This window comes from Acaryochloris marina S15 (assembly GCF_018336915.1).
Taxonomy (GTDB): domain Bacteria; phylum Cyanobacteriota; class Cyanobacteriia; order Thermosynechococcales; family Thermosynechococcaceae; genus Acaryochloris; species Acaryochloris marina_A.
Genome location: NZ_CP064926.1, coordinates 21,573 through 39,425, shown reverse-complemented (window position 1 = coordinate 39,425; position 17,853 = coordinate 21,573). Strand labels below are relative to the sequence as shown.

Sequence of the window (17,853 nt, the reverse complement as noted above, 5' to 3'; positions counted from 1 at the left end):
AATGAAGCTGTAATATGCTATGGAACTCCATTCTGTTAAAAGGGTTTCCCCATGGCTACAGGATTCAGCAAGCCTCCTTCCTCACCAGCTTCCACTGACTCATCCTCGTCACTCCTGCCTGCCAGTGATTGCGATCAGGCTTATCAACAATTGTCCGAGTGTTTTGAAGATTTGCCTGATCCACGTGGAGGCCAAGGTGTCCAGCATCCGTTTGTCAGCATCGTCGTGATTGGACTATTGGCAAGTTTAGGTGGAGCACAAGGGTGGGAAGACATTGAAACCTATGGTCTGAGCCATCAGGATTGGTTGTCGAGTTTTCTGAGCTTACCGTCCGGGATACCGACAGCAGAAACCTATCGACGAGTGTTTGAGCGTATTTGCCCCTCCGCTTTTGAGCGGAGTTTCAATCACTGGTTGGATCAGGTAGTGACAACCCTCGGCGCTCAAGTGATACCGATTGACGGCAAACAACTCAGAGGTTCCTATGATCGCAATCAAGACCAATCCGCATTGCATCTGGTCAGTGCTTGGGCCAGTGAGTATCGGTTATTTCTAGGACAGGTCAAAGTTGCAGACAAGAGTAACGAAATTACCGCTATTCCAGCACTGCTAGAGCTATTAGACATTGCCGGGTGCATTATTACCATTGATGCAATGGGAACTCAGCACGAGATTGCCCGCCACATTCAAGCTAAAGAGGCTGACTATGTGCTGGCCCTCAAGGAGAATCATCCCACGCTGTTTGAGCAGGTTGAGCAATGGTTTGAAACGGCTGAGGCGAATGAGTTTAAGTGCATTGAGCACAGCTATGATGCGCGGGTGGAAGCAGGGCACCATCGTCGCGAGAAACGACAAGTTTGGGCCGTGTCCCTTCAACAGATGGGTCCTCTGTACAAGCAGGCGCAGTGGAAGGGCTTGCAAACCATCGTCAAGGTCGCTCGGACCCGACATCTGTGGAACAAAACCACCTATGAGGTGATGTTTTATATCAGTTCTCTACCGCCAAATGCTCAGCAGTTGGGCAAAGCCATCCGCCAGCATTGGTCGATTGAGAACCAACTCCACTGGGTCTTAGACGTGACCTTTAGCGAAGATGCTAGCCGCATTCGCACAGGACATGCGCCGGAAAACATGGCCATCCTGAGACGCTGGAGCATCAACCTTCTCAATCAAGAAACGTCCTTTAAGAAAAGTACCCGTCAAAAACTAAAACGGGCGAGCATGGATGAAGCGTATATGCTCAAGGTTCTAGGCGCTTCTATTCCTTTACAGTCTAGCCTTTCAGAGGCTTGATTTTCTTGCGCTTACCCTGGCTTCGGGGGTTAGGGCCAAGAGCTTCAGCTCAATCGGCTTCCCCAATTCTTCTGAAAGCTGTGTTTGAATGAGCTTTAGCATGTCTACCGAATACCCTTGCAGTTGTCCCTGCTCGTTGGTAAAGGCAAAGGGGAAAGCTGCTTGATTGGTGCCCGCAGTTAATGTACCTGTACGATCAACCTTTTCAAGAACGGTTTCAGCTGAGACCCATTGAGGGGTGATTACACAACTGAGCAATGCTGTTGCCATGACGGTGAGTGATGCACGTACCATAGAATGTTGGCCATCAACGGTAGCAAAGATCTGGGGAATGCGAGGCAATCGCACAGCAGAGATGCGATTCAACGCTACACAAAAAAGCTTCATAAGGTGACACTGAACAAGAAGATTGGCAGAATCTTACTAACCTATTGACTCAAAGACAAGGGGCTAGCCCTGTTTGGTTCAAGACGCATTAGGGTCAAAGCCAGCTGGGAAGTGAGTGGTCTTATCATAATCAGCCTCAGTGAGGCTAATATCTGTTAAGGTCGTGCTTCTCAAGTCGACACCAAAAAGGCTGGATCCGCGTAGATCTGCTTGTGTCAAATCTGCTTCACTCAAACTGGCATAACTAAGATCCGTTCCCCTCAAATTGGCATTGTTTAAATTTGTCTCACGGAGATCAGCATAACTAAGATCTGCTCCCTTTAAGTTAATTCCACTGAGGTCAGACTGACTTAAATCTATTTCTCTAAAGTTGCGTTCCCCAGCGGCATATTTTTTGAGGAGTTTATCAACTTTCGGATTTTGGGTCGGTTCCATTGATTGCTTTGTGAGTGGAGCTTCCATATTCAAGCGTATATTACCGAGTTAAGAATGCCATAGGCAATGGTCAAAATTTTGCCAAATAATAGACCGTAGTAGCCAAACATCTGCTGTCATCTTGGTTTTTGAGAAAAGGATTTGAATCTAGGCGTTACATTCAGTCTAGAGATCAATGGCACTGAGATAAGCTTAATCAAGCAGCCAGATTGGCTTTGAGGACAGAGCGCGGTTGTCGCATTCTGGGGAAGGGCTTAGGTCTTCGTTTAACGACCCTGGGTTCGAGTCGATGGGGTCGAACAGGCAGAAGGTCAGTAGCAATATTTTCAAGCAGATGAGCATACAACCGTTGACGTATAGCTTGTGTCGCCGTTGCTAACAAAACCAGCATCTGATTAAAGTGTTGTCGAGCCCCTTGTAAAGAGAGTCGAGAGCGGTCATATTCTGCCCATGGGGCAGCCTGTTCCATGAGACTTCTCAATAAGTTGTAGCCTAGCAAATGAGACCAAATATCCTTGCGCACCATTTCAGGTGTCTTTGCCGTGAGCATTTCCATCTTTAAGGTGGTTTTGAGGTGTCTCAAATTGACTTCAGCCGCCTGCCATCGCCATCCGTACAAGCGAGTCAATTGTTTAGCACTATAGCGCTGAGCATCCAGTAAGGTCGTGACGACGATAATGAACTGGTCTCGAAAGCCTCGACGCGATAGACGTAGCGATACCTCCCTGACTGTCAACGTTTTGGGAATCTCTGCAAACTCCGTTGCACTCATGTGGGCGGGACACCGTGTGGGCTTTTGCCATTGAACTTGGTGGTCTCCTATCCCGTTCTTACGGCCTTTACGGAAGTCTGTATGACGGGCATGATGTTTACGTAAAACCCCATCGGCTCCTTGTTGTTGAATCAGGGCTAGATCAACATAGCTGCCATAGGCTTGATCTGCTATGGCCACATCATCAACCTCCAGATCCTCATAAAGCAGCCGACTGATGACGATTTCACTCATGCTCCAGGGGGCAATGCAGGCTGAGACCACTGCCCCTGTGATTAAGCAAAAAAACACCACTAAACGGGCAATGGGGAATCCACAGCCAGGAGCCTGATTGCCATGTTGAGGATACTCCCCTTGGTTCGCCGCACTATCAGCCATCAGCACTGTCGTGCCGTCATAGACTTTCACTGTTCGATTACACCAGTGGTGTTCTTGGGGAATGCTTTGCTCTATGTGATTAGCAGTTTCGGGAATTAACCGTTGCAGCAGGGACTCAGGTAATCTTCCTCGGGCTTTACTGTAGGCTCCTGTATCTGATGATGGGGGTTGGATTCCTGCGGCAGTGAGCCAGATGGTGATGCATTTGACTGTGTTACGCAAGCTTTTGTCTGCAGATAATGCTTGGTAGAGCATGGCCCACAACGTAACGATGGGCGTATACACACGGTTACGATAGGAGATTGATTCTTCTGCTAGGATGTCGGTCAGCCTTGAAGCGGGAAGAATATCCGTCCAGGGCAATCCCAGGCTTTGGGAAAACTGATGCTTGAGAATTTCGGCTGACTGAGACATAGTAGAAGGCAGATTATTGATGGATTGCAAGTCTTGATTCTATATCTATCAAGACTTGCAGCCCTTTTCTACTTTCTTAAGTCAGTGACATTGGTCTAGAGATGGTTGAGATTTCGATAGTTGACTTAACGCTAGGAGGCGGTCGTGATCCAAGATCTCAATTTGCATTCCTTTGACTGCAATGATGTCGTCAGTGCTGAGGCGATAGAATGCCCGCGAGAGGGTAGCCGGTATCGTACCTAAAGCCGCTGCTAGCTGATGTTTGCTTAAATTTAGCATGACTACATTTGCTTGTTGAGTCAACGGAGTGACCGTCTGATAGCTGCTCAAATTCAGTAAGTGAGATGCCAGGCGCTGCGGCACATCTTTAAAGGAGAGGTCTTCGATGACCTGAACTAAATGTCGTGTATGTCTCGCCAAACTACTGAGGATATGGATGGCGATGTCGGGATATTGATGCAGCAATGCCAAAAATTCTGTCCGAGTGAAAAAGACAACTGTTGTCGGATCTAATGCGGTTGCAGATGCAGGAAACTCTAGTCCATCTATCGCTGCCACTTCAGCAAAATTTTCCCCCTCATCAAAGATATTCAGAATTTGCTCTCTACCATTCACAGAAATTTTAAAGACTTTGACTCTTCCTGTTTTAATCACAAAGAACCTAGTAGCCGGTCGTCCTTGCTTAAAAATGAGTTCACCTTTTTTGAAGACTTGAAATTGAGCGATTTGGGTTAAAGCCAGGAGCTGTGAGCAAGAGAGTTCTTGGAAAATAAGGGTCGATGATAACCACCGACTGAGTTGCGATTCGTCCATTCATTACCCCAGAGTATTTTTTATCCAGCTTGGCCTCTCCTTATCTTAAGGATTTCATTGGGTTATTTCGAACAGGCTGTACTTCATCGGGTTCGCAAAATTAAGAATCTTTCAAGATATTTTTTGACATAAGTCAAAGCATTTTTACTGTAGCCTCTCCTAGGCTAAGGAGGGCTGATGCAAGTGTTATCGCGATTAGTGATCGTCTCTGTGGCACTGTTTGCTTACCTCCAGATATCAGTTTGAACTTATCTATTTTGCAAGAATGGCTAATCCCACTTTCGAGAGTACAGTTGCGACCGGAAAGCATCCTCAACGAGTTGGATTACCGGCATGGCTAGCGTTGATCTGTATTGTCACCTTTACGGTTTTGCTCTCTGCCGGGGCTGCTATTTATAAAAATGCGCCTCCCATCCCCATGACTATCGTTTCACCTCAGCAAGAAGTCATTCTGACTCAGGCTAATATTCAAGCAGGTCAAGAAGCCTATCTGGCAAGAGGTGGACAACATATTGGCAGCATCTGGGGACATGGTAGTTACCTCGCACCAGACTGGACAGCAGATGTCCTCCATCGTTGGGGGTTAGCGACAGCAGGCGTAATCTACAACAACAATCCAAACTTTTCACAGACGGATTTAGAGGCACTGCCTGCCGTAGAACGAGCGATTCTGCAAACTCAGGTACAGCAGGACTTTAAAGCCAACCGCTATGGGCCAGAGACACAGGCATTGACTCTAACAGCCGCACAGACCCAGGGACTCCAGACAGTTTTTGCTGACTATCAAACTCTACTATCCCAAGGCTCAGCAGTGCATTCAATTCCCAGGGGTTGGTTTACGGATGGTGGCCAAATTCGGGATGTGACTTCTTTCTTCACTTGGACGGCCTGGGCTGCCTCGGCCAATCGCCCCAACGCTCCCTTTTCCTATACGGCCAACTTTCCCCATGACGATCTCATTAGTAACCAAGCCCCCGCTCAGTTCCTGATCTGGTCGATTGTCTCGGTGATTGTGTTAATTGCAGCGATCGCCTTTTTCCTTTTTATCTACATCACCCAAGAAGATGCCGAAGACGTGCAACCCGTAACTACCCGGCCTGCCATTCGGATCGCTACTCCTAGCCAGAAAGTTACTACTCTCTTTTTTGGAGTGGCAATGACGCTCTTTTTAGTTCAGATTCTGATGGGAATGGTGACGGCACATTATGCGGTAGAAGGGGATGGTTTTTACGGGGTACCGATTCAGCAGTATTTACCCTATGCTGCGTCGCGCACCTGGCATTTGCAGCTCGCGGTATTTTGGATCGCGACCTGCTGGCTAGCAGCGGGGCTATACTTTGGACCACGCTTTGGTAAGCATGAACCCAAGTTCCAAGCTTGGGGTAATGGTGGGTTACTGGTAGCCCTAACGATCGTAGTAGTGGGTTCGCTGATTGGTTCCTGGGCTGGTGTTCAAGGTTTGCTAGGGGATAAAAGCTTTTGGTTCGGACATCAGGGCTATGAATATGTGGAACTAGGTCGGCTTTGGCAGTTATTGCTGATTGGTGGCATGGTTTTTTGGCTATGGCTGATGTTTCGGGCGCTCAAACCCGCCTTACAGGCTGAGGGTAGCAAGACGGGGCTAAATCATTTCTTTCTCTACAGTGCGATTACTATTCCGCTTTTTTACTCTGCAGGCTTGATGTATACCAACCATACCCCCCTCAGTATTGCTGAGTATTGGCGCTGGTGGGTTGTGCATTTATGGGTAGAAGGTTTTTTTGAAGTATTTGCGACTGTGGCAATCGCCTACCTATGTAGTGAGCTAGGCTTTTTAAAGCGGTCTACAGCCTTACGGGCCACCTATCTAACCACGATTCTCTATCTTGGTAGTGGTGTGATTGGCACTCTCCATCATCTTTACTTTTCGGGAACGCCCGTCTTTATTGCAGCAATGGGTTCGGTTGCTTCCGCATTAGAAGTCGTGCCTCTCACCTTGATTGGGTTTGAAGTCGTGAAATCATTGAAGCTATCCCAGGAAGCTCAAGGGTTTTACCGACTACCGCTCAAATTCTTTTTAGCCACTTGTTTCTGGAATCTTGTTGGTGCAGGTGTATTTGGCTTTTTAATCAACCCGCCCATCGTGCTCTATTACTCTCAGGGATTGAACACTACTCCGATTCATGCGCACTCAGCACTGTACGGTGTGTATGGCTCATTGGCGATTGCACTCATGCTATTTGCGCTGCGAGAAATCACCCCCGACTCCGCTTGGGATGAGCAGAATTTTAACTTTTCGTTCTGGTGGATTAATGGCGGCTTGGGGATCATGATGGTCTGTGGCTTGATTCCCAACGGCTTTTATCAATTGGTGCAGTCCGTGAATCATGGCACTTGGTATGCTCGCAGTGCCGAGGTCATTAGTTCTCCCTGGATGCGATGGACGGTCTGGTTGCGGATTCCAGGCGACATTATCTTTTCTGTCGGTGCTCTAGTGCTGGTGTTTAGTGTAGGACGGGCGATTGTTGCTATATTCAGGCAACCCACTCAATCACAGCCAACGGACTTAGCCACAGAGGTTCGTTGACTATTTCGATTTCAAGTCTCAGGATGACGTATGAGTTCTGGGATTTTAATTTATTTGCTGCTTAGAGGTTTATTGCAATGATTCGTCTTTTAGTTGGTATTTTGGTGCTCGTGATTAATAAGGTCTACGCCAATCGACCCTATCCACGGTTTTACGTGCTTGAGACTGTAGCTCGTGTTCCCTACTTTTCCTATCTGTCAGTGTTGCACTTCTATGAAACCTTGGGCTTGTGGCGTAAGGCAGACTGGCTAAAGATTCATTTTTCAGAATCTTGGAATGAACTTCACCACCTGTTGATTATGGAATCTCTAGGGGGTGCAAACTTTTGGGGTGATCGCCTATTGGCAAAAACTACGGCCATGATTTATTACTGGGTGATTGCAGGGCTGTACCTCGTCTCACCTCGCTCAGCCTATCGTTTTATGGAACTTGTAGAAGAACATGCCTATGCCTCCTATGACAAGTTTCTCAAGCTAGAAGCCGATACGCTTAAGACTCAATCTGCCCCTGAAATTGCTGTGCAGTACTACCGTGATGGCGATTTATATATGTTTGATGAGTTCCAGACGGCACGCAGAGACGAAGAACGCCGTCCTCAGATCGATTCGCTCTACGACGTATTTGTGGCCATTCGCGATGATGAAATGGAACATGTCAAAACCATGGCAGCCTGCCAAAAACCTGGTGCGCTTCAGGACCTTCTCAGCCCTCATGCTTCCCCAGTCTTGAGTGTAGAGGATACCCCAGTACTTCCTTAACTGTTATCGCGGATCAAACATCTCTTATGCTGTTCAAAATCCTGGTTATTCTGCACACTCTAGGTGCAACAGTATGGTCAGGAGGCCATCTGGTACTTGCCATTACGGTTCTACCTCAAGCGTTGAAAAACCGGGATCCAGATCGTATTCATGCTTTTGAAGAACACTTTGAGAACTTTGGCCTGTTGGCATTGCTGCTTCAAGTAACTACAGGGCTATGGCTGACCTGGATTTATTTCCCTGGCTTCCAGACTTTTTTAGCTTTTGACTCCTATCTTTCTAGATATATTGCAATTAAGCTGGGCCTGCTCGTAAGCACGCTGGCGCTAGCCATTCATGCCCGCTTTTTCATCATTCCGAAGCTCACTAAAGAAACAATGAATTCCTTGGCGTATCACATTGTGGGTGTAACCACCTTGGCCGTTTTGTTCGTGATTCTGGGGAGCGGAATTCGCCTAGGAGGACTAATATGACAGTCTCTGATTCTCATCAATCTAAGACTGTGCAGCTAGATCCCAAATCGACGTCCCATCTCTCAGCTTGGTATCACCCCACTTTCTCATCGGAGCATGGCGTTTATGTCGTGTTGATTGTCTCTTTCCTGACAGGTGCTGCTGCTGCCCAGCAGTGGACCTTAGCGACAACCCTTGCCCTAGTTTGTGCTTTTACTGGCTTTCAGGCTGAGCACCCTCTGGTGTTGCAGATTAAACAGCGGCGCAGTTGGAAACCTCGGTTCCTGATATGGGGTGGAATTTATACGGCTATTGCCATGGGGCTGGGTGGCATTCTGGCGATACAGGTCCCTGTTCTGCTGTGGCTGTATCTGAGTGCGATCTCAACTTTGTTAGTCGATACTATTGCAGTGTTCTACCGCAAGCAGAGAGCGATTGCCAATGAGCTGCTGACCTTTGCGGCTGTCTGCTTAGCAGCCCCCCTAGCTTATACTGCGACCTTAGGGACTCTGACAGCCTCGGTTTTAGGACTGTGGATTTTGAATACTCTATTTTTCAGCAGTGCCATTTTCACCGTCAAGCTGCGCAAGCCTAAAACAGAATCATGGGTCCCAGGACTGGTTTATCATGCGATCGCCACCTTCATTGTTTGGGTCCTTTGGTACGCTGGTGGGTTGGAAACCATCACGGCGTTGGCCTTTGGTGTGGCTCTGTTCAAATTTGGCTTGATCTTACTCGGGCAAAAATGGTACCGAAACACTCGGATTCAAAATGTGGCAGCTCTAGAAACATTATCAGCACTTGGATTCCTAGCGATTGTAGCCCTCTCTCTACTCCCGGCCCAACTTCCTATTCCAGTTTAAGAGTAACTTTTGGAGATTTGATACGGTTCAACAGATAGCATTGCCAACTGAACTTCATTACAAGGAGGTACATTTTGATCTCAGCGGAATGAGACTATTGTAAAACCTCCAAAACTCAGACTGGGCAACTTAACCCGGAATAATTTACAGGTGGACGACTGCCAATGGTCGCTTGTTTTTCGCGGTTTTTGCAGCCCTGGCAGAATATGAGCGAGAACTGATTGGTGAACGAACACGAGCTGGCTTACAAGCAGCACGGGCAAGAGGCCGAAAGGGAGGGCGGCCCCGCAAGATGGATAAAACGACGCTTCAAATGGCGATGACTGCCATGAGCGATCCGAAGGCATGTGCCAAAGAAGTGGCGCAAAAGCTCGGAATAACAACGGCTACGCTCTTTGCCTACATCAATGGAGATGGTTCTGTAAAGAAAGCTGGACAGCTCCTAATCGATGGTGAAACAGAGTATGTACAGTAAGTGTGGACAATAGCAGTCTCGACCTATATTGATCAAATATTTGGTGGCTCACAAGTTCCACATCACTTTTGGTTAGAGTTGTTATCACCGAAATTGACTAAAACACTGAATGCATCTGTATGGTGAGTTTACCAATATACAGAGCAGATGTTTCGCTAGCAGACAACTGCTCTGTATATTGATGCAAGACGAACTGAATCCATGTCTATCATCCAACCCAAGACGCTACTTTGCATTGATGATGATGTTTGCACAGTATATGTCATCCGAGTTGCTCTAGAAACGACAGCGGGTTGGCAAGTCTTGGGTGCTCTAAGTGGTTCTGAAGGGCTAACTATGGCGATAGCTCAACTGCCTGATGCGATTCTCCTAGACCTGAAAATGCCCTTAATGACGGGCATGGAGACCTTACTTGAGCTGAAAAAAATCCCCACCACCCAAAATATTCCTATTGTTTTTCTCACTGGGAGACCCGACCTCGCTAAACAACACCAATATGCTGGTTTAGGTGTTCAGGCAATCATTACAAAACCGTTTGATGTTTTGACACTAGCCCATCAAATCTCAGCCGCTTTGGATTGGGCTGACTGAAAGCTGTAGGGGAATGCATTGTCATGGAGTGTGATTAAACACCCCTTTCAAAGTGTTCAACAATGTCTCAGCCGTATAGGGCTTTGATAGCAAGGCATCACTTTTTAGATCAATATCAGTAGGGTTTTGTTCCTTACTCACTAAGCCAGTAGCAACAATAATCTTGACCTGTGGGTCCAAAGCTTTCAGTGTCTGAATTGCAGTGGTACCATCCATCTCAGGCATCATCATATCCATCAAGACTGCATCGATATCATCTTGATGCTGGACGTATTGAGCAATCGCCTCAATGCCAGTTTGAGCTGTAATCACCTTATAGTTGTAGGCTTCCAATGTCGCCTTCGCAATTTCACGAATCGGGGCTTCGTCATCTACAACCAAAATCAATTCTCCCAGGCCATTGACGTGCTCAAGAGCTTCCGTTTGAGCGGTGTTATTGTCCTCTACTACGGGCAAATACACCGAAAATTGAGTCCCACTCCCCAACTGGCTATCTACCTTTACAAACCCTCCATGGCTCTTGACAATACCCATAAGCGTAGATAGTCCCAGTCCCGTGCCTGAGCCCACCTCTTTCGTCGTGAAAAAGGGATCGAAAATGCGTTCCAATGTTTCTGGTGCCATGCCAACACCAGTATCTGCAACTGAGAGAATTATATAAGGACCGACCTGGGCCTCTAGAAGCATTTGGGCGTAGTTCTCATCAATGAGAAAGTTTTCAGCAGAGAAGCTTAGGGTTCCTCCGTGGGGCATAGCATCATGGGCATTGACGCAGAGATTCATAAGCATCTGATGTAATTGAGTCGCATCACCGCTGACCATGCCTAGGTCACTAGGGAGATTGATGTGCAGCTTGATGTTCTTAGGAAAGGTTTTTCGGCAAAGTCTTTGACTTCTGAGAGCAGATGCCCGACTTGCAATGTTATGCGTTTATTTTCGATTCCACGCGAGAAGGACAAGACTTGCTGGACTAAATCAGCTCCTCGATGGGCACTGATCTGCATCATCTCAATGAGATGCTGGCTCTGTTCATCAAGATGGGGATTTTGAGCGGCAACAGTCCAGCAATACCGACAATTGGAGTCAAAATATTGTTAAGGTCGTGGGCAATACCTCCAGCAAGAGTGCCAATGCTCTCTAGTCGCTGAGCACGCAGATATTGCGCTTCCAATTGTTTTTTCTCAGTAATATCGGTGTTCACAACCAGGATTGAGGATGGCTGTCTATTGTCATCTTGCATTAAGGTCCAGCGACTATCCACAACTATCTCCTGGCCACTATGGGTTACTTGCTGCAACTCTCCCTGCCATGTACCGTTCTCACGTAGTGCATTCTGAATGTCCTCAAGCTGTGTCAAAGATTCCGGGTACAAAAGGTCATTGACATTTCGCCCTAAGACGTCTTTTGCCTGCCATCCATAGAGTCTTTCAGCCCCTTGATTCCAGAATAAGATTTTGTGATCTAAACTGCGGACCATCGTCGCATCTGTAGTGATATTCAGCAGAGCAGCCTGCTCATGAATTTGCTTTTCTGCCTTCTGTCGTTCAGTGATGTCATGGTTGAGTCCGATGGTTGCCACGAACTGACCGTTCTGATCCAAGAGGGGACAACAACCGTTTCGCACAAGCCTATTGTGCCATTTTTGCGAACAAAGGCGATCTCACCCGACCACTGCCCCTCACGTTTCATGTCATCAATAATTTGTTGAGTTAGAGTTACAGATTCTCCAGGTTGATGGAGTATATCTGGTGTCTGGCCTAATACCTCGGCTTTGGTATAGCCGAATATCGTTTCTGCTGCCGGATTCCAATCAATGATGCAACCTGCTGAATCAGTTAGAATCACACCATCCTTAATGCTCTGGAAGATTAATGCCTGTCGCCGCAAAGCAACTTCAGTGTGCTTGCGCTCGCTGATATCGCTGATGGATCCTGCCATGCGCAGAGGAACTCCATCTTTGTTCCAAATGGCTTGACCTCGGGCATGAACCCAGAGATAGTCGCCTTGTTTGGTACGTAAACGGTACTCAATATCGTAAGGAAGATGAGACTTAAGATGGTCCTCAATCTTGGCTAGAACCAGATCGTGGTCTTCTGGATGTATCTGTGACTCCCAGGCTTTAAACTCGCTAGCCAACTCATGATCCTGATATCCCATGATTTCCTTGAACCGAGGGGATAAGTAGACGGCGTTTGTGTGGATATCCCAATCCCACAAACCATCTTGAGACCCTCTGACAGCCAAAGCATAACGTTCTTCACTTTCCCATAAAGTCTCCTCGATTTTTTTGCGCTCGCTAATATCTTTGTGGGTTCCTGACATCCTTAGTGGTGTGCCATCGGGATCGCGGACCACGACTTTGCCATAATTGGCAATCCATTTCCATTCGCCTGACTGGGTCCGCATTCGATAGTCAAAGGTATAAGGAACCTCTCCATCCTGAAGGTGCGCCTCCAAAAGTTCCATCACCCAAGGTTTATCTTTTGGATGGATCAGGTTCTCCCAGGTGCTGACATGTCCGGGGAGTTCATTCACTTCATAACCCAGCATTGCTAACCATTGGGGACTTAAATAAACCTCATCTGAGGTGATATCCCAATCCCACAGCCCATCCCCAGAGCCTTCAAGTGCTAACTGCAAGCGTTCTTTGCTAACCTGCTGTGCTTTCTTCAGCTGCTTGCGAGTAGTCACATCTTGAGCGAGCGATAAAATACTGATGAGATTATCTGAGTCGTCTAGGAGAGCAGAGTGATACCATTCACAATCAATGACCAAGCCCTCTTTGGTATAGTTACGGCTCTGGCTAATATTTCGTGGCGCATGACCTGTCAATAGCTCACCCGTGACTTCCATGACCGCCTCTAAGTCCGCTTCAAGCACAAAATGCCAGTCCGTCCAGTGTTTACCCAAGACTTCTGAGGCACTCCAACCAAAGATATTCTCTGACTGCTGTGACCAGCGCTGCACTCGGAATTGAGAATCCCACTCAACGACAGCAAGGGGAGAGTTATCTACGTGAAAGGTCAAGCGCTGATTGGCATCCCGAAGTTTTGAGTCAAGATGCTTTCTAACGCCCTTTTGGACATTGGCTTCCCGGACTAAATCATCTGTTCGCTTTTGCTGCAGTTTGGCATACTCTGTTTGCAAATCTTGAACCTGTTGCTGCAGCAGTTCCAGCACCTCACTAATCTCCTCTTGATCCCTCGGCAGGAGGTGGCTCTGTGTAACAATCCCCTTTAATTCCCCTTGAAGATCGGCCACAACGAGATGTCGTACCTTATGGTGCTCCATCCGTATATGTGCCGTCCACAGTGAGTCTTCCGGGCTCACAAGAAAGAGGGGGGTACTCATCACATCCTGGGCTTGAGTACGCTCCAAATTCAGCTCCTGTTGCTGGCACTTGATAATATCTCGCTCAGTAAGAATCCCAATGGGGCAGAGAGGTTTAGTCGGTCCTGCGATGGTTTCAACAATCACCAAACAACTGGCTTGATGCTCCACCATCATCTGGATAATTTGCTGCACAGGATCTGTGGATACAGCGTGAATAACAGTCGAGGTCATGACTTCATGAACTTGACGCATTTTCATCAAATCAGCAGGTTCTAGAAGACTACGTAGTCGTCTCGGTGTCAGTACTCCTAGAATCTCCCCCTGATTATCCACCATGGGTAAATGGCGAATTTGATGATGGCGCATCAGATTTAACACCGAGAAGATATCCAGGTTGTCCTCTGCTTTCAAGGTGATGACTGGCTGAGACATAACATCCTCAACGGCTAGTTCAGCTAGAGATTGATGTTCTGCGATCAATCTGACGATATCCCGCTGAGTCAGGATGCCGACTAGCTGAGAATCGTCCAACACGAGAACACAACTAGTATGCTGCTCAGCCAATAATGGATGCTGAAGCTCTGCCTCCTCTGTTGCAGGGAGATGACCACAAATCGAGGTCTGACCCATTTGGCAAATCGCTTCAGGCAAAGGCGTATGTGGCGCAACACTAAGTGAAAGGAGATCGAGCGCCTGATCTAACGCAAATGCTGAGACTTGCCGCATAACTATGAATAGCTAAGTGGACATCTTAATGAAAGCAGATATAAGCCTTAGAAAGAAGTTCAAGTTAGAAATTAGATTTTTCGAGTGTATCTAAGAGCCAAGTATATAAATACGATCGAAGAGTTTATTGATTAATCCTCATAGATTTCAGTAGATACTCCTTTGCATCTTTTAATAAGGATTGTATAGCCTTGCTAATGTATTAAAGTGTTTTGAACGAAATATTCACAATACAGAGCATTAAGGCTGGTTAGATACAAGTTCATTCAACTAAGATCTCCTTCCTAAGAGATAGATAAATTAGCTACTGATTCTCACAATTTCCTCACAACTTAGTTATATCTTCAGAAGAAGAAATTAACCATAGTTCAACATCCTAGATAGGTGAGTAATGATGAACGAGTAAAATTCTTCAAGACTAGATATAGCAATGCTTTACAAAATCACTTTTTATCTTGGGAAAATTAATTATGTCAATTTATGTGGGCAACCTATCCTTTAACATGACTGAAGCAGACGTCAATACTGTCTTTTCAGAATATGGAACGGTAACAAGGGTCAATATTCCCACAGACCGTGAAACAAGTCGTCCCAGAGGTTTCGCTTTTGTGGAAATGAAAGCTAATAGCGAGGAAGAGGCTGCCATTACAGCGCTGGATGGAACCGAGGTGATGAAACGTAATCTCAAAGTGAATAAAGCAAAACCCAAGGGAACTCGTTAGACGAATCGTGGCAGTATGTCTACTTGGTAACACTTCGAGTATTAACTTAGCAAAATTGTGAAATGCTCAGTAGGTAGAGTTGAGTATTGAGAGGCTTAATAAAAGCCTCTCAACTTACTTAAAAGACGTTGAGGTCTATAATTTAACGATAACTAGTAACACTAAAATCACTAATTTAGCTCTTAATACTTATCATCATTGATTGGCACTATTCTCTTAAGGAGTGATAAATCTGTGAGACTCTTTACTGGAATGCTCCAGCTATTTTTAAGCATAAATACTTAAAAAAATTTCAAGGTTTAGGTTTGAAGTTCCTATCACGCCTCAACACAACAATGCCTTATTGATTCAATAGCATGACTTACTAGACACTTTTTGGCTAAGTCACTATTTTATAGAAAAGCTTATTTTGCTGGCTGATAAGCATCTTTAAGTTAATCCTAAATCAAATTTATTCCTATTCTTTAAAGGTATGTCTTGTGACCAATTCATTTGATGCCTATAAAGTTACTTATGGCTGAAGTCAATACAGATTCTAGCTAGAAAATCTATTCTAGGGTTACTCACCGTTGCAAATGATGCAAATTACTGATGTGATAAATTTGTTATGCCTAGTTCAATTCGTAGCCATCAAGAATCCACAATCATTATTGGTTTCGGCAACATACATTACAGCGATAGTAGTATTGGGGCTCGGGTTGCCGATGAAGTTGCGTCTTGGCATCTATCCGAGGTACTTGCTTTGACTGTTCGGCAATTGACTCCCGATTTATCCGAAACCTTAGCTAAAGTAGGGGTAGCTATTTTTGTGGATGCTAGTCGGGTACACCAACTTCATGGCATCAAAATCATACCAATCACGCCTTCAAGTTCAAACTACCCAGAATCGTCCGCTAAGGGATGGATGAAGACATCAGAACCACACTCCTTAATTGCACTAACTCAAGCTGCTTTTGGTTGTTACCCACAAACTTATTGGATTAAAGTTCCAGCCGATGACTTTTTTCTTGGCGATCATATCTCACCCATTGCTGAACAAGGTATAGAAGCTGCATTAATGAGTATCGAATCAATCATTCAATATCAAAAGCTTGTTAGAGCAGCCTGCTAACAAATATTGTACCAAGACCTTATTTCGGTATATAACTGGACTGATGAGATCTTTTCTAAACAACTCATGAGCTAAACTAAGACAGTTTTACAATCAGTCTTATTGATACGAAACTTATCTAAACCCTTATCTGATAATACTTTTACCCGTTCAAGTGCTAAACGGCAACAAGGAATAGTGTCAGATAGAAGTGCACTGACAAGTATGCCAGAATGCACCTCAAGCTGAGAATCTAAAGTTGCTTCAAAAAAAATCTGTTTACCGGGACAAACTACACGTTCAAAAAAACAATTAGGAAGATTAACAATACGAATAATTTGAAATCCAGTTGTTGGATTAGTATAACAACAACGAATTCTTTGAACTCTTGCATCACAAGTGATTGATTTCTCTAAGATTCTTGTCATTATTATTTCCTTTAATATAATGTTGAATTGAAGATTAGTCACCAGTAAAGAAAATGCTAAAAAATGAATCTAAAAATAGTAATTCGAACAATACATGAACTTAAGTATCATTAATACTATTCAGGAGTTGTCAGTTTTTTTTAGATAAATAGTCTAAACTCTTGACTTGAAATGGCTCTTAGCTTTTTCTCAAGAGAAAAAATGCCACCCTTTTTTGAACTGTATCGAACAACAATATGGTCCATAGACTAGATGCCATAGCAATAGTATTGAGATAATCTAACGCCCTACAAGCACTGCTTGAAAGTGGATCTGAGATCAAGTGTTAAACCAAGAGTATTGCCATAGATTGAACCATACTTGAAGTTACTAGAAATATTATTTATGGTGTTAATAAATACGATGGTTACCTAGCAAGGCTTCAAAAAATGTGGGAGGACATGCTTCTAAATCCTGAATGGTCATTTCTTTCTCTTTAATTGTGAGCTGACGCGGTTGGCATAATCGACTGTGAGAATAAATATTTTGGGACTCCTTCTCAGATTCTTGTTTTGCAGCTTCAGCCTTAACTTGGCTTACATAAGGCCCATAGTAATTAATACAAGGAGGATTTGTAGTGCCTACCTCTAGCCACCAGCTCAAACACAAATCATCCACCTTATTAAAAGCTTTTGACTCTCTTGTTTTCGATGTACTTGGAATTTTTTGTGAAATCACTTGAATACTCCAGTCAGTGGGGATCTTTTACTCTCAAGATTAAGACTAGAGGTCGAACCTGAGTATTGTGTGAAGATTTCTCAGTTTTGACGCCGTGGTTCAAGTACCAGAAGGCTAATAGAACATCTCTCTCGCAGTTCAAAACTCCATATCCCTTTCTTGTCAATACTTTTCCGGTCTAACGTAAAACCAAAAGTGTTACTCTTGGTTGAACCATACCCTACCCTTTAAGCACTATATGCTTGTAAGAACGTATTTTCGGGCTGCACTAGATAATTCTGGAGCGGAAACTGATTCCTGAGTCGCTTTACCTACAACGTTCACCGCCTGCAACTGGATTTGGGAAGAGAGTTGACTAGCCAATATGCGGATCTGAGAAAGTTGCTGCATCGGTTTCTCCAGTGCTTGAAGCTGAGTTACAGCCGAATGAGCGTTAATATGTCGATTGAGATGATCTTGGACTGTTTTCACTTGGGCCACAAGCTGATGGCTATGAGACTGAAACTGCCAGGTGAAGGTATTAATCTCTTGGGCAAACTCGATGATTGTTTGTAAGTGTCTATAGGCTGACTGGGCTGTTTCGTTAGTGTCTTGATTTATTCGCCATGAGCTGGAATAGCTGAAATGCTCTGATAATAGA

General features: G+C 45.3%; 17 protein-coding genes and 2 pseudogenes. 9 read left to right on the top strand and 10 right to left on the bottom strand.

Annotated elements, in window-relative coordinates:
* Positions 1–51: 51 nt before the first annotated feature.
* The gene (locus I1H34_RS29930; RefSeq protein WP_249370319.1) at positions 52–1,293 is read left to right on the top strand and encodes an ISAs1 family transposase; all 1,242 of its coding nucleotides are present in this window, start codon (positions 52–54) and stop codon (positions 1,291–1,293) included.
* On the opposite strand, the gene I1H34_RS33030 is transcribed toward I1H34_RS29930, so the two are convergent.
* From I1H34_RS33030 to I1H34_RS29910, 4 genes and pseudogenes are all read right to left on the bottom strand, one after another.
* Positions 1,282–1,680: a transporter substrate-binding domain-containing protein gene (locus tag I1H34_RS33030; protein WP_212666961.1), complete on the bottom strand. Its 399-nt coding sequence runs from the start codon at positions 1,678–1,680 to the stop codon at positions 1,282–1,284. The genes I1H34_RS29930 and I1H34_RS33030 overlap by 12 nt on opposite strands.
* Before the next feature lie 78 nt (positions 1,681–1,758).
* Entirely contained in the window at positions 1,759–2,142 is a 384-nt protein-coding gene (locus I1H34_RS29920) for an Alr5209 family pentapeptide repeat protein (RefSeq protein WP_249370318.1), read from the bottom strand.
* A gap of 169 nt (positions 2,143–2,311) precedes the next feature.
* Positions 2,312–3,731: pseudogene (locus tag I1H34_RS29915) on the bottom strand (IS4 family transposase).
* 29 nt (positions 3,732–3,760) lie between these two features.
* On the bottom strand, positions 3,761–4,492 hold the full coding sequence (locus tag I1H34_RS29910; RefSeq protein ID WP_212666959.1) for a Crp/Fnr family transcriptional regulator: 732 nt from the start codon (positions 4,490–4,492) through the stop codon (positions 3,761–3,763).
* A 265-nt stretch (positions 4,493–4,757) separates the two neighbouring features.
* On the opposite strand from I1H34_RS29910, the gene I1H34_RS29905 reads away from it, so the two are divergent.
* From I1H34_RS29905 to I1H34_RS29880, 6 genes and pseudogenes are all read left to right on the top strand, one after another.
* Positions 4,758–7,058, top strand: a complete 2,301-nt coding sequence (locus I1H34_RS29905; RefSeq protein ID WP_212666958.1) for a nitric-oxide reductase large subunit — start codon at positions 4,758–4,760, stop codon at positions 7,056–7,058.
* Between the two features lie 77 nt (positions 7,059–7,135).
* On the top strand, positions 7,136–7,816 hold the full coding sequence (locus tag I1H34_RS29900) for an alternative oxidase (protein WP_212666957.1): 681 nt from the start codon (positions 7,136–7,138) through the stop codon (positions 7,814–7,816).
* Between the two features lie 26 nt (positions 7,817–7,842).
* Positions 7,843–8,289, top strand: a complete 447-nt coding sequence (locus I1H34_RS29895) for a CopD family protein (protein WP_212666956.1) — start codon at positions 7,843–7,845, stop codon at positions 8,287–8,289.
* Positions 8,286–9,131 (top strand): YwiC-like family protein, encoded by an 846-nt coding sequence (locus tag I1H34_RS29890; RefSeq protein ID WP_212666955.1) that lies wholly within the window; start codon positions 8,286–8,288, stop codon positions 9,129–9,131. Before I1H34_RS29895 ends, I1H34_RS29890 begins: the two co-directional genes overlap by 4 nt.
* Before the next feature lie 154 nt (positions 9,132–9,285).
* Positions 9,286–9,606 (top strand): annotated as a pseudogene (locus tag I1H34_RS29885) (recombinase family protein); the annotation flags it as partial.
* A 201-nt stretch (positions 9,607–9,807) separates the two neighbouring features.
* The gene (locus I1H34_RS29880) at positions 9,808–10,197 is read left to right on the top strand and encodes a response regulator (protein WP_212666954.1); all 390 of its coding nucleotides are present in this window, start codon (positions 9,808–9,810) and stop codon (positions 10,195–10,197) included.
* Between the two features lie 21 nt (positions 10,198–10,218).
* On the opposite strand, the gene I1H34_RS32585 is transcribed toward I1H34_RS29880, so the two are convergent.
* The 3 genes from I1H34_RS32585 to I1H34_RS29870 all read right to left on the bottom strand — a co-directional run bounded on the left by I1H34_RS32585 (position 10,219) and on the right by I1H34_RS29870 (position 14,256).
* Positions 10,219–11,019, bottom strand: coding sequence for an ATP-binding protein (locus I1H34_RS32585; protein ID WP_249370317.1), 801 nt, complete (start codon positions 11,017–11,019; stop codon positions 10,219–10,221).
* A 181-nt stretch (positions 11,020–11,200) separates the two neighbouring features.
* Complete coding sequence (locus I1H34_RS32580) at positions 11,201–11,776, bottom strand: PAS domain S-box protein (protein ID WP_249370316.1); 576 nt, start codon at positions 11,774–11,776, stop codon at positions 11,201–11,203.
* A complete protein-coding gene (locus I1H34_RS29870; RefSeq protein ID WP_212666953.1) occupies positions 11,695–14,256 on the bottom strand; it encodes a PAS domain S-box protein in 2,562 nt (853 codons plus the stop codon). Before I1H34_RS29870 ends, I1H34_RS32580 begins: the two co-directional genes overlap by 82 nt.
* 470 nt (positions 14,257–14,726) lie before the next feature.
* On the opposite strand from I1H34_RS29870, the gene I1H34_RS29865 reads away from it, so the two are divergent.
* Complete coding sequence (locus I1H34_RS29865; protein WP_212666952.1) at positions 14,727–14,978, top strand: RNA recognition motif domain-containing protein; 252 nt, start codon at positions 14,727–14,729, stop codon at positions 14,976–14,978.
* Between the two features lie 607 nt (positions 14,979–15,585).
* Positions 15,586–16,089, top strand: a complete 504-nt coding sequence (locus I1H34_RS29860; protein ID WP_212666951.1) for a hydrogenase expression protein HypE — start codon at positions 15,586–15,588, stop codon at positions 16,087–16,089.
* Positions 16,090–16,160: 71 nt separating this feature from the next.
* Here I1H34_RS29860 and I1H34_RS29855 read toward each other — a convergent pair whose 3' ends face one another.
* The 3 genes from I1H34_RS29855 to I1H34_RS29845 form a co-directional block, all read right to left on the bottom strand.
* Positions 16,161–16,538, bottom strand: coding sequence for a DUF1830 domain-containing protein (locus I1H34_RS29855; protein ID WP_212666950.1), 378 nt, complete (start codon positions 16,536–16,538; stop codon positions 16,161–16,163).
* Positions 16,539–16,886: 348 nt separating this feature from the next.
* Entirely contained in the window at positions 16,887–17,213 is a 327-nt protein-coding gene (locus tag I1H34_RS29850) for a DUF1816 domain-containing protein (protein WP_212666949.1), read from the bottom strand.
* A 234-nt stretch (positions 17,214–17,447) separates the two neighbouring features.
* Positions 17,448–17,684 carry a hypothetical protein gene (locus I1H34_RS29845; RefSeq protein ID WP_212666948.1) on the bottom strand — a complete coding sequence of 79 codons (237 nt, stop codon included), beginning with the start codon at positions 17,682–17,684 and terminating at the stop codon, positions 17,448–17,450.
* Positions 17,685–17,853 lie beyond the last annotated feature (169 nt).

What these genes read in the sequence shown, in the direction of transcription:
- I1H34_RS29930 (WP_249370319.1), top strand. Translation starts at nt 52, where the DNA reads ATGGCTACAGGATTCAGCAAGCCTCCTTCCTCACCAGCTTCCACTGAC.
- I1H34_RS33030 (WP_212666961.1), bottom strand. Translation starts at nt 1,680, where the DNA reads ATGAAGCTTTTTTGTGTAGCGTTGAATCGCATCTCTGCTGTGCGATTG.
- I1H34_RS29920 (WP_249370318.1), bottom strand. Translation starts at nt 2,142, where the DNA reads ATGGAAGCTCCACTCACAAAGCAATCAATGGAACCGACCCAAAATCCG.
- I1H34_RS29910 (WP_212666959.1), bottom strand. Translation starts at nt 4,492, where the DNA reads ATGGACGAATCGCAACTCAGTCGGTGGTTATCATCGACCCTTATTTTC.
- I1H34_RS29905 (WP_212666958.1), top strand. Translation starts at nt 4,758, where the DNA reads ATGGCTAATCCCACTTTCGAGAGTACAGTTGCGACCGGAAAGCATCCT.
- I1H34_RS29900 (WP_212666957.1), top strand. Translation starts at nt 7,136, where the DNA reads ATGATTCGTCTTTTAGTTGGTATTTTGGTGCTCGTGATTAATAAGGTC.
- I1H34_RS29895 (WP_212666956.1), top strand. Translation starts at nt 7,843, where the DNA reads ATGCTGTTCAAAATCCTGGTTATTCTGCACACTCTAGGTGCAACAGTA.
- I1H34_RS29890 (WP_212666955.1), top strand. Translation starts at nt 8,286, where the DNA reads ATGACAGTCTCTGATTCTCATCAATCTAAGACTGTGCAGCTAGATCCC.
- I1H34_RS29880 (WP_212666954.1), top strand. Translation starts at nt 9,808, where the DNA reads ATGTCTATCATCCAACCCAAGACGCTACTTTGCATTGATGATGATGTT.
- I1H34_RS32585 (WP_249370317.1), bottom strand. Translation starts at nt 11,019, where the DNA reads ATGGTCAGCGGTGATGCGACTCAATTACATCAGATGCTTATGAATCTC.
- I1H34_RS29870 (WP_212666953.1), bottom strand. Translation starts at nt 14,256, where the DNA reads ATGCGGCAAGTCTCAGCATTTGCGTTAGATCAGGCGCTCGATCTCCTT.
- I1H34_RS29865 (WP_212666952.1), top strand. Translation starts at nt 14,727, where the DNA reads ATGTCAATTTATGTGGGCAACCTATCCTTTAACATGACTGAAGCAGAC.
- I1H34_RS29860 (WP_212666951.1), top strand. Translation starts at nt 15,586, where the DNA reads ATGCCTAGTTCAATTCGTAGCCATCAAGAATCCACAATCATTATTGGT.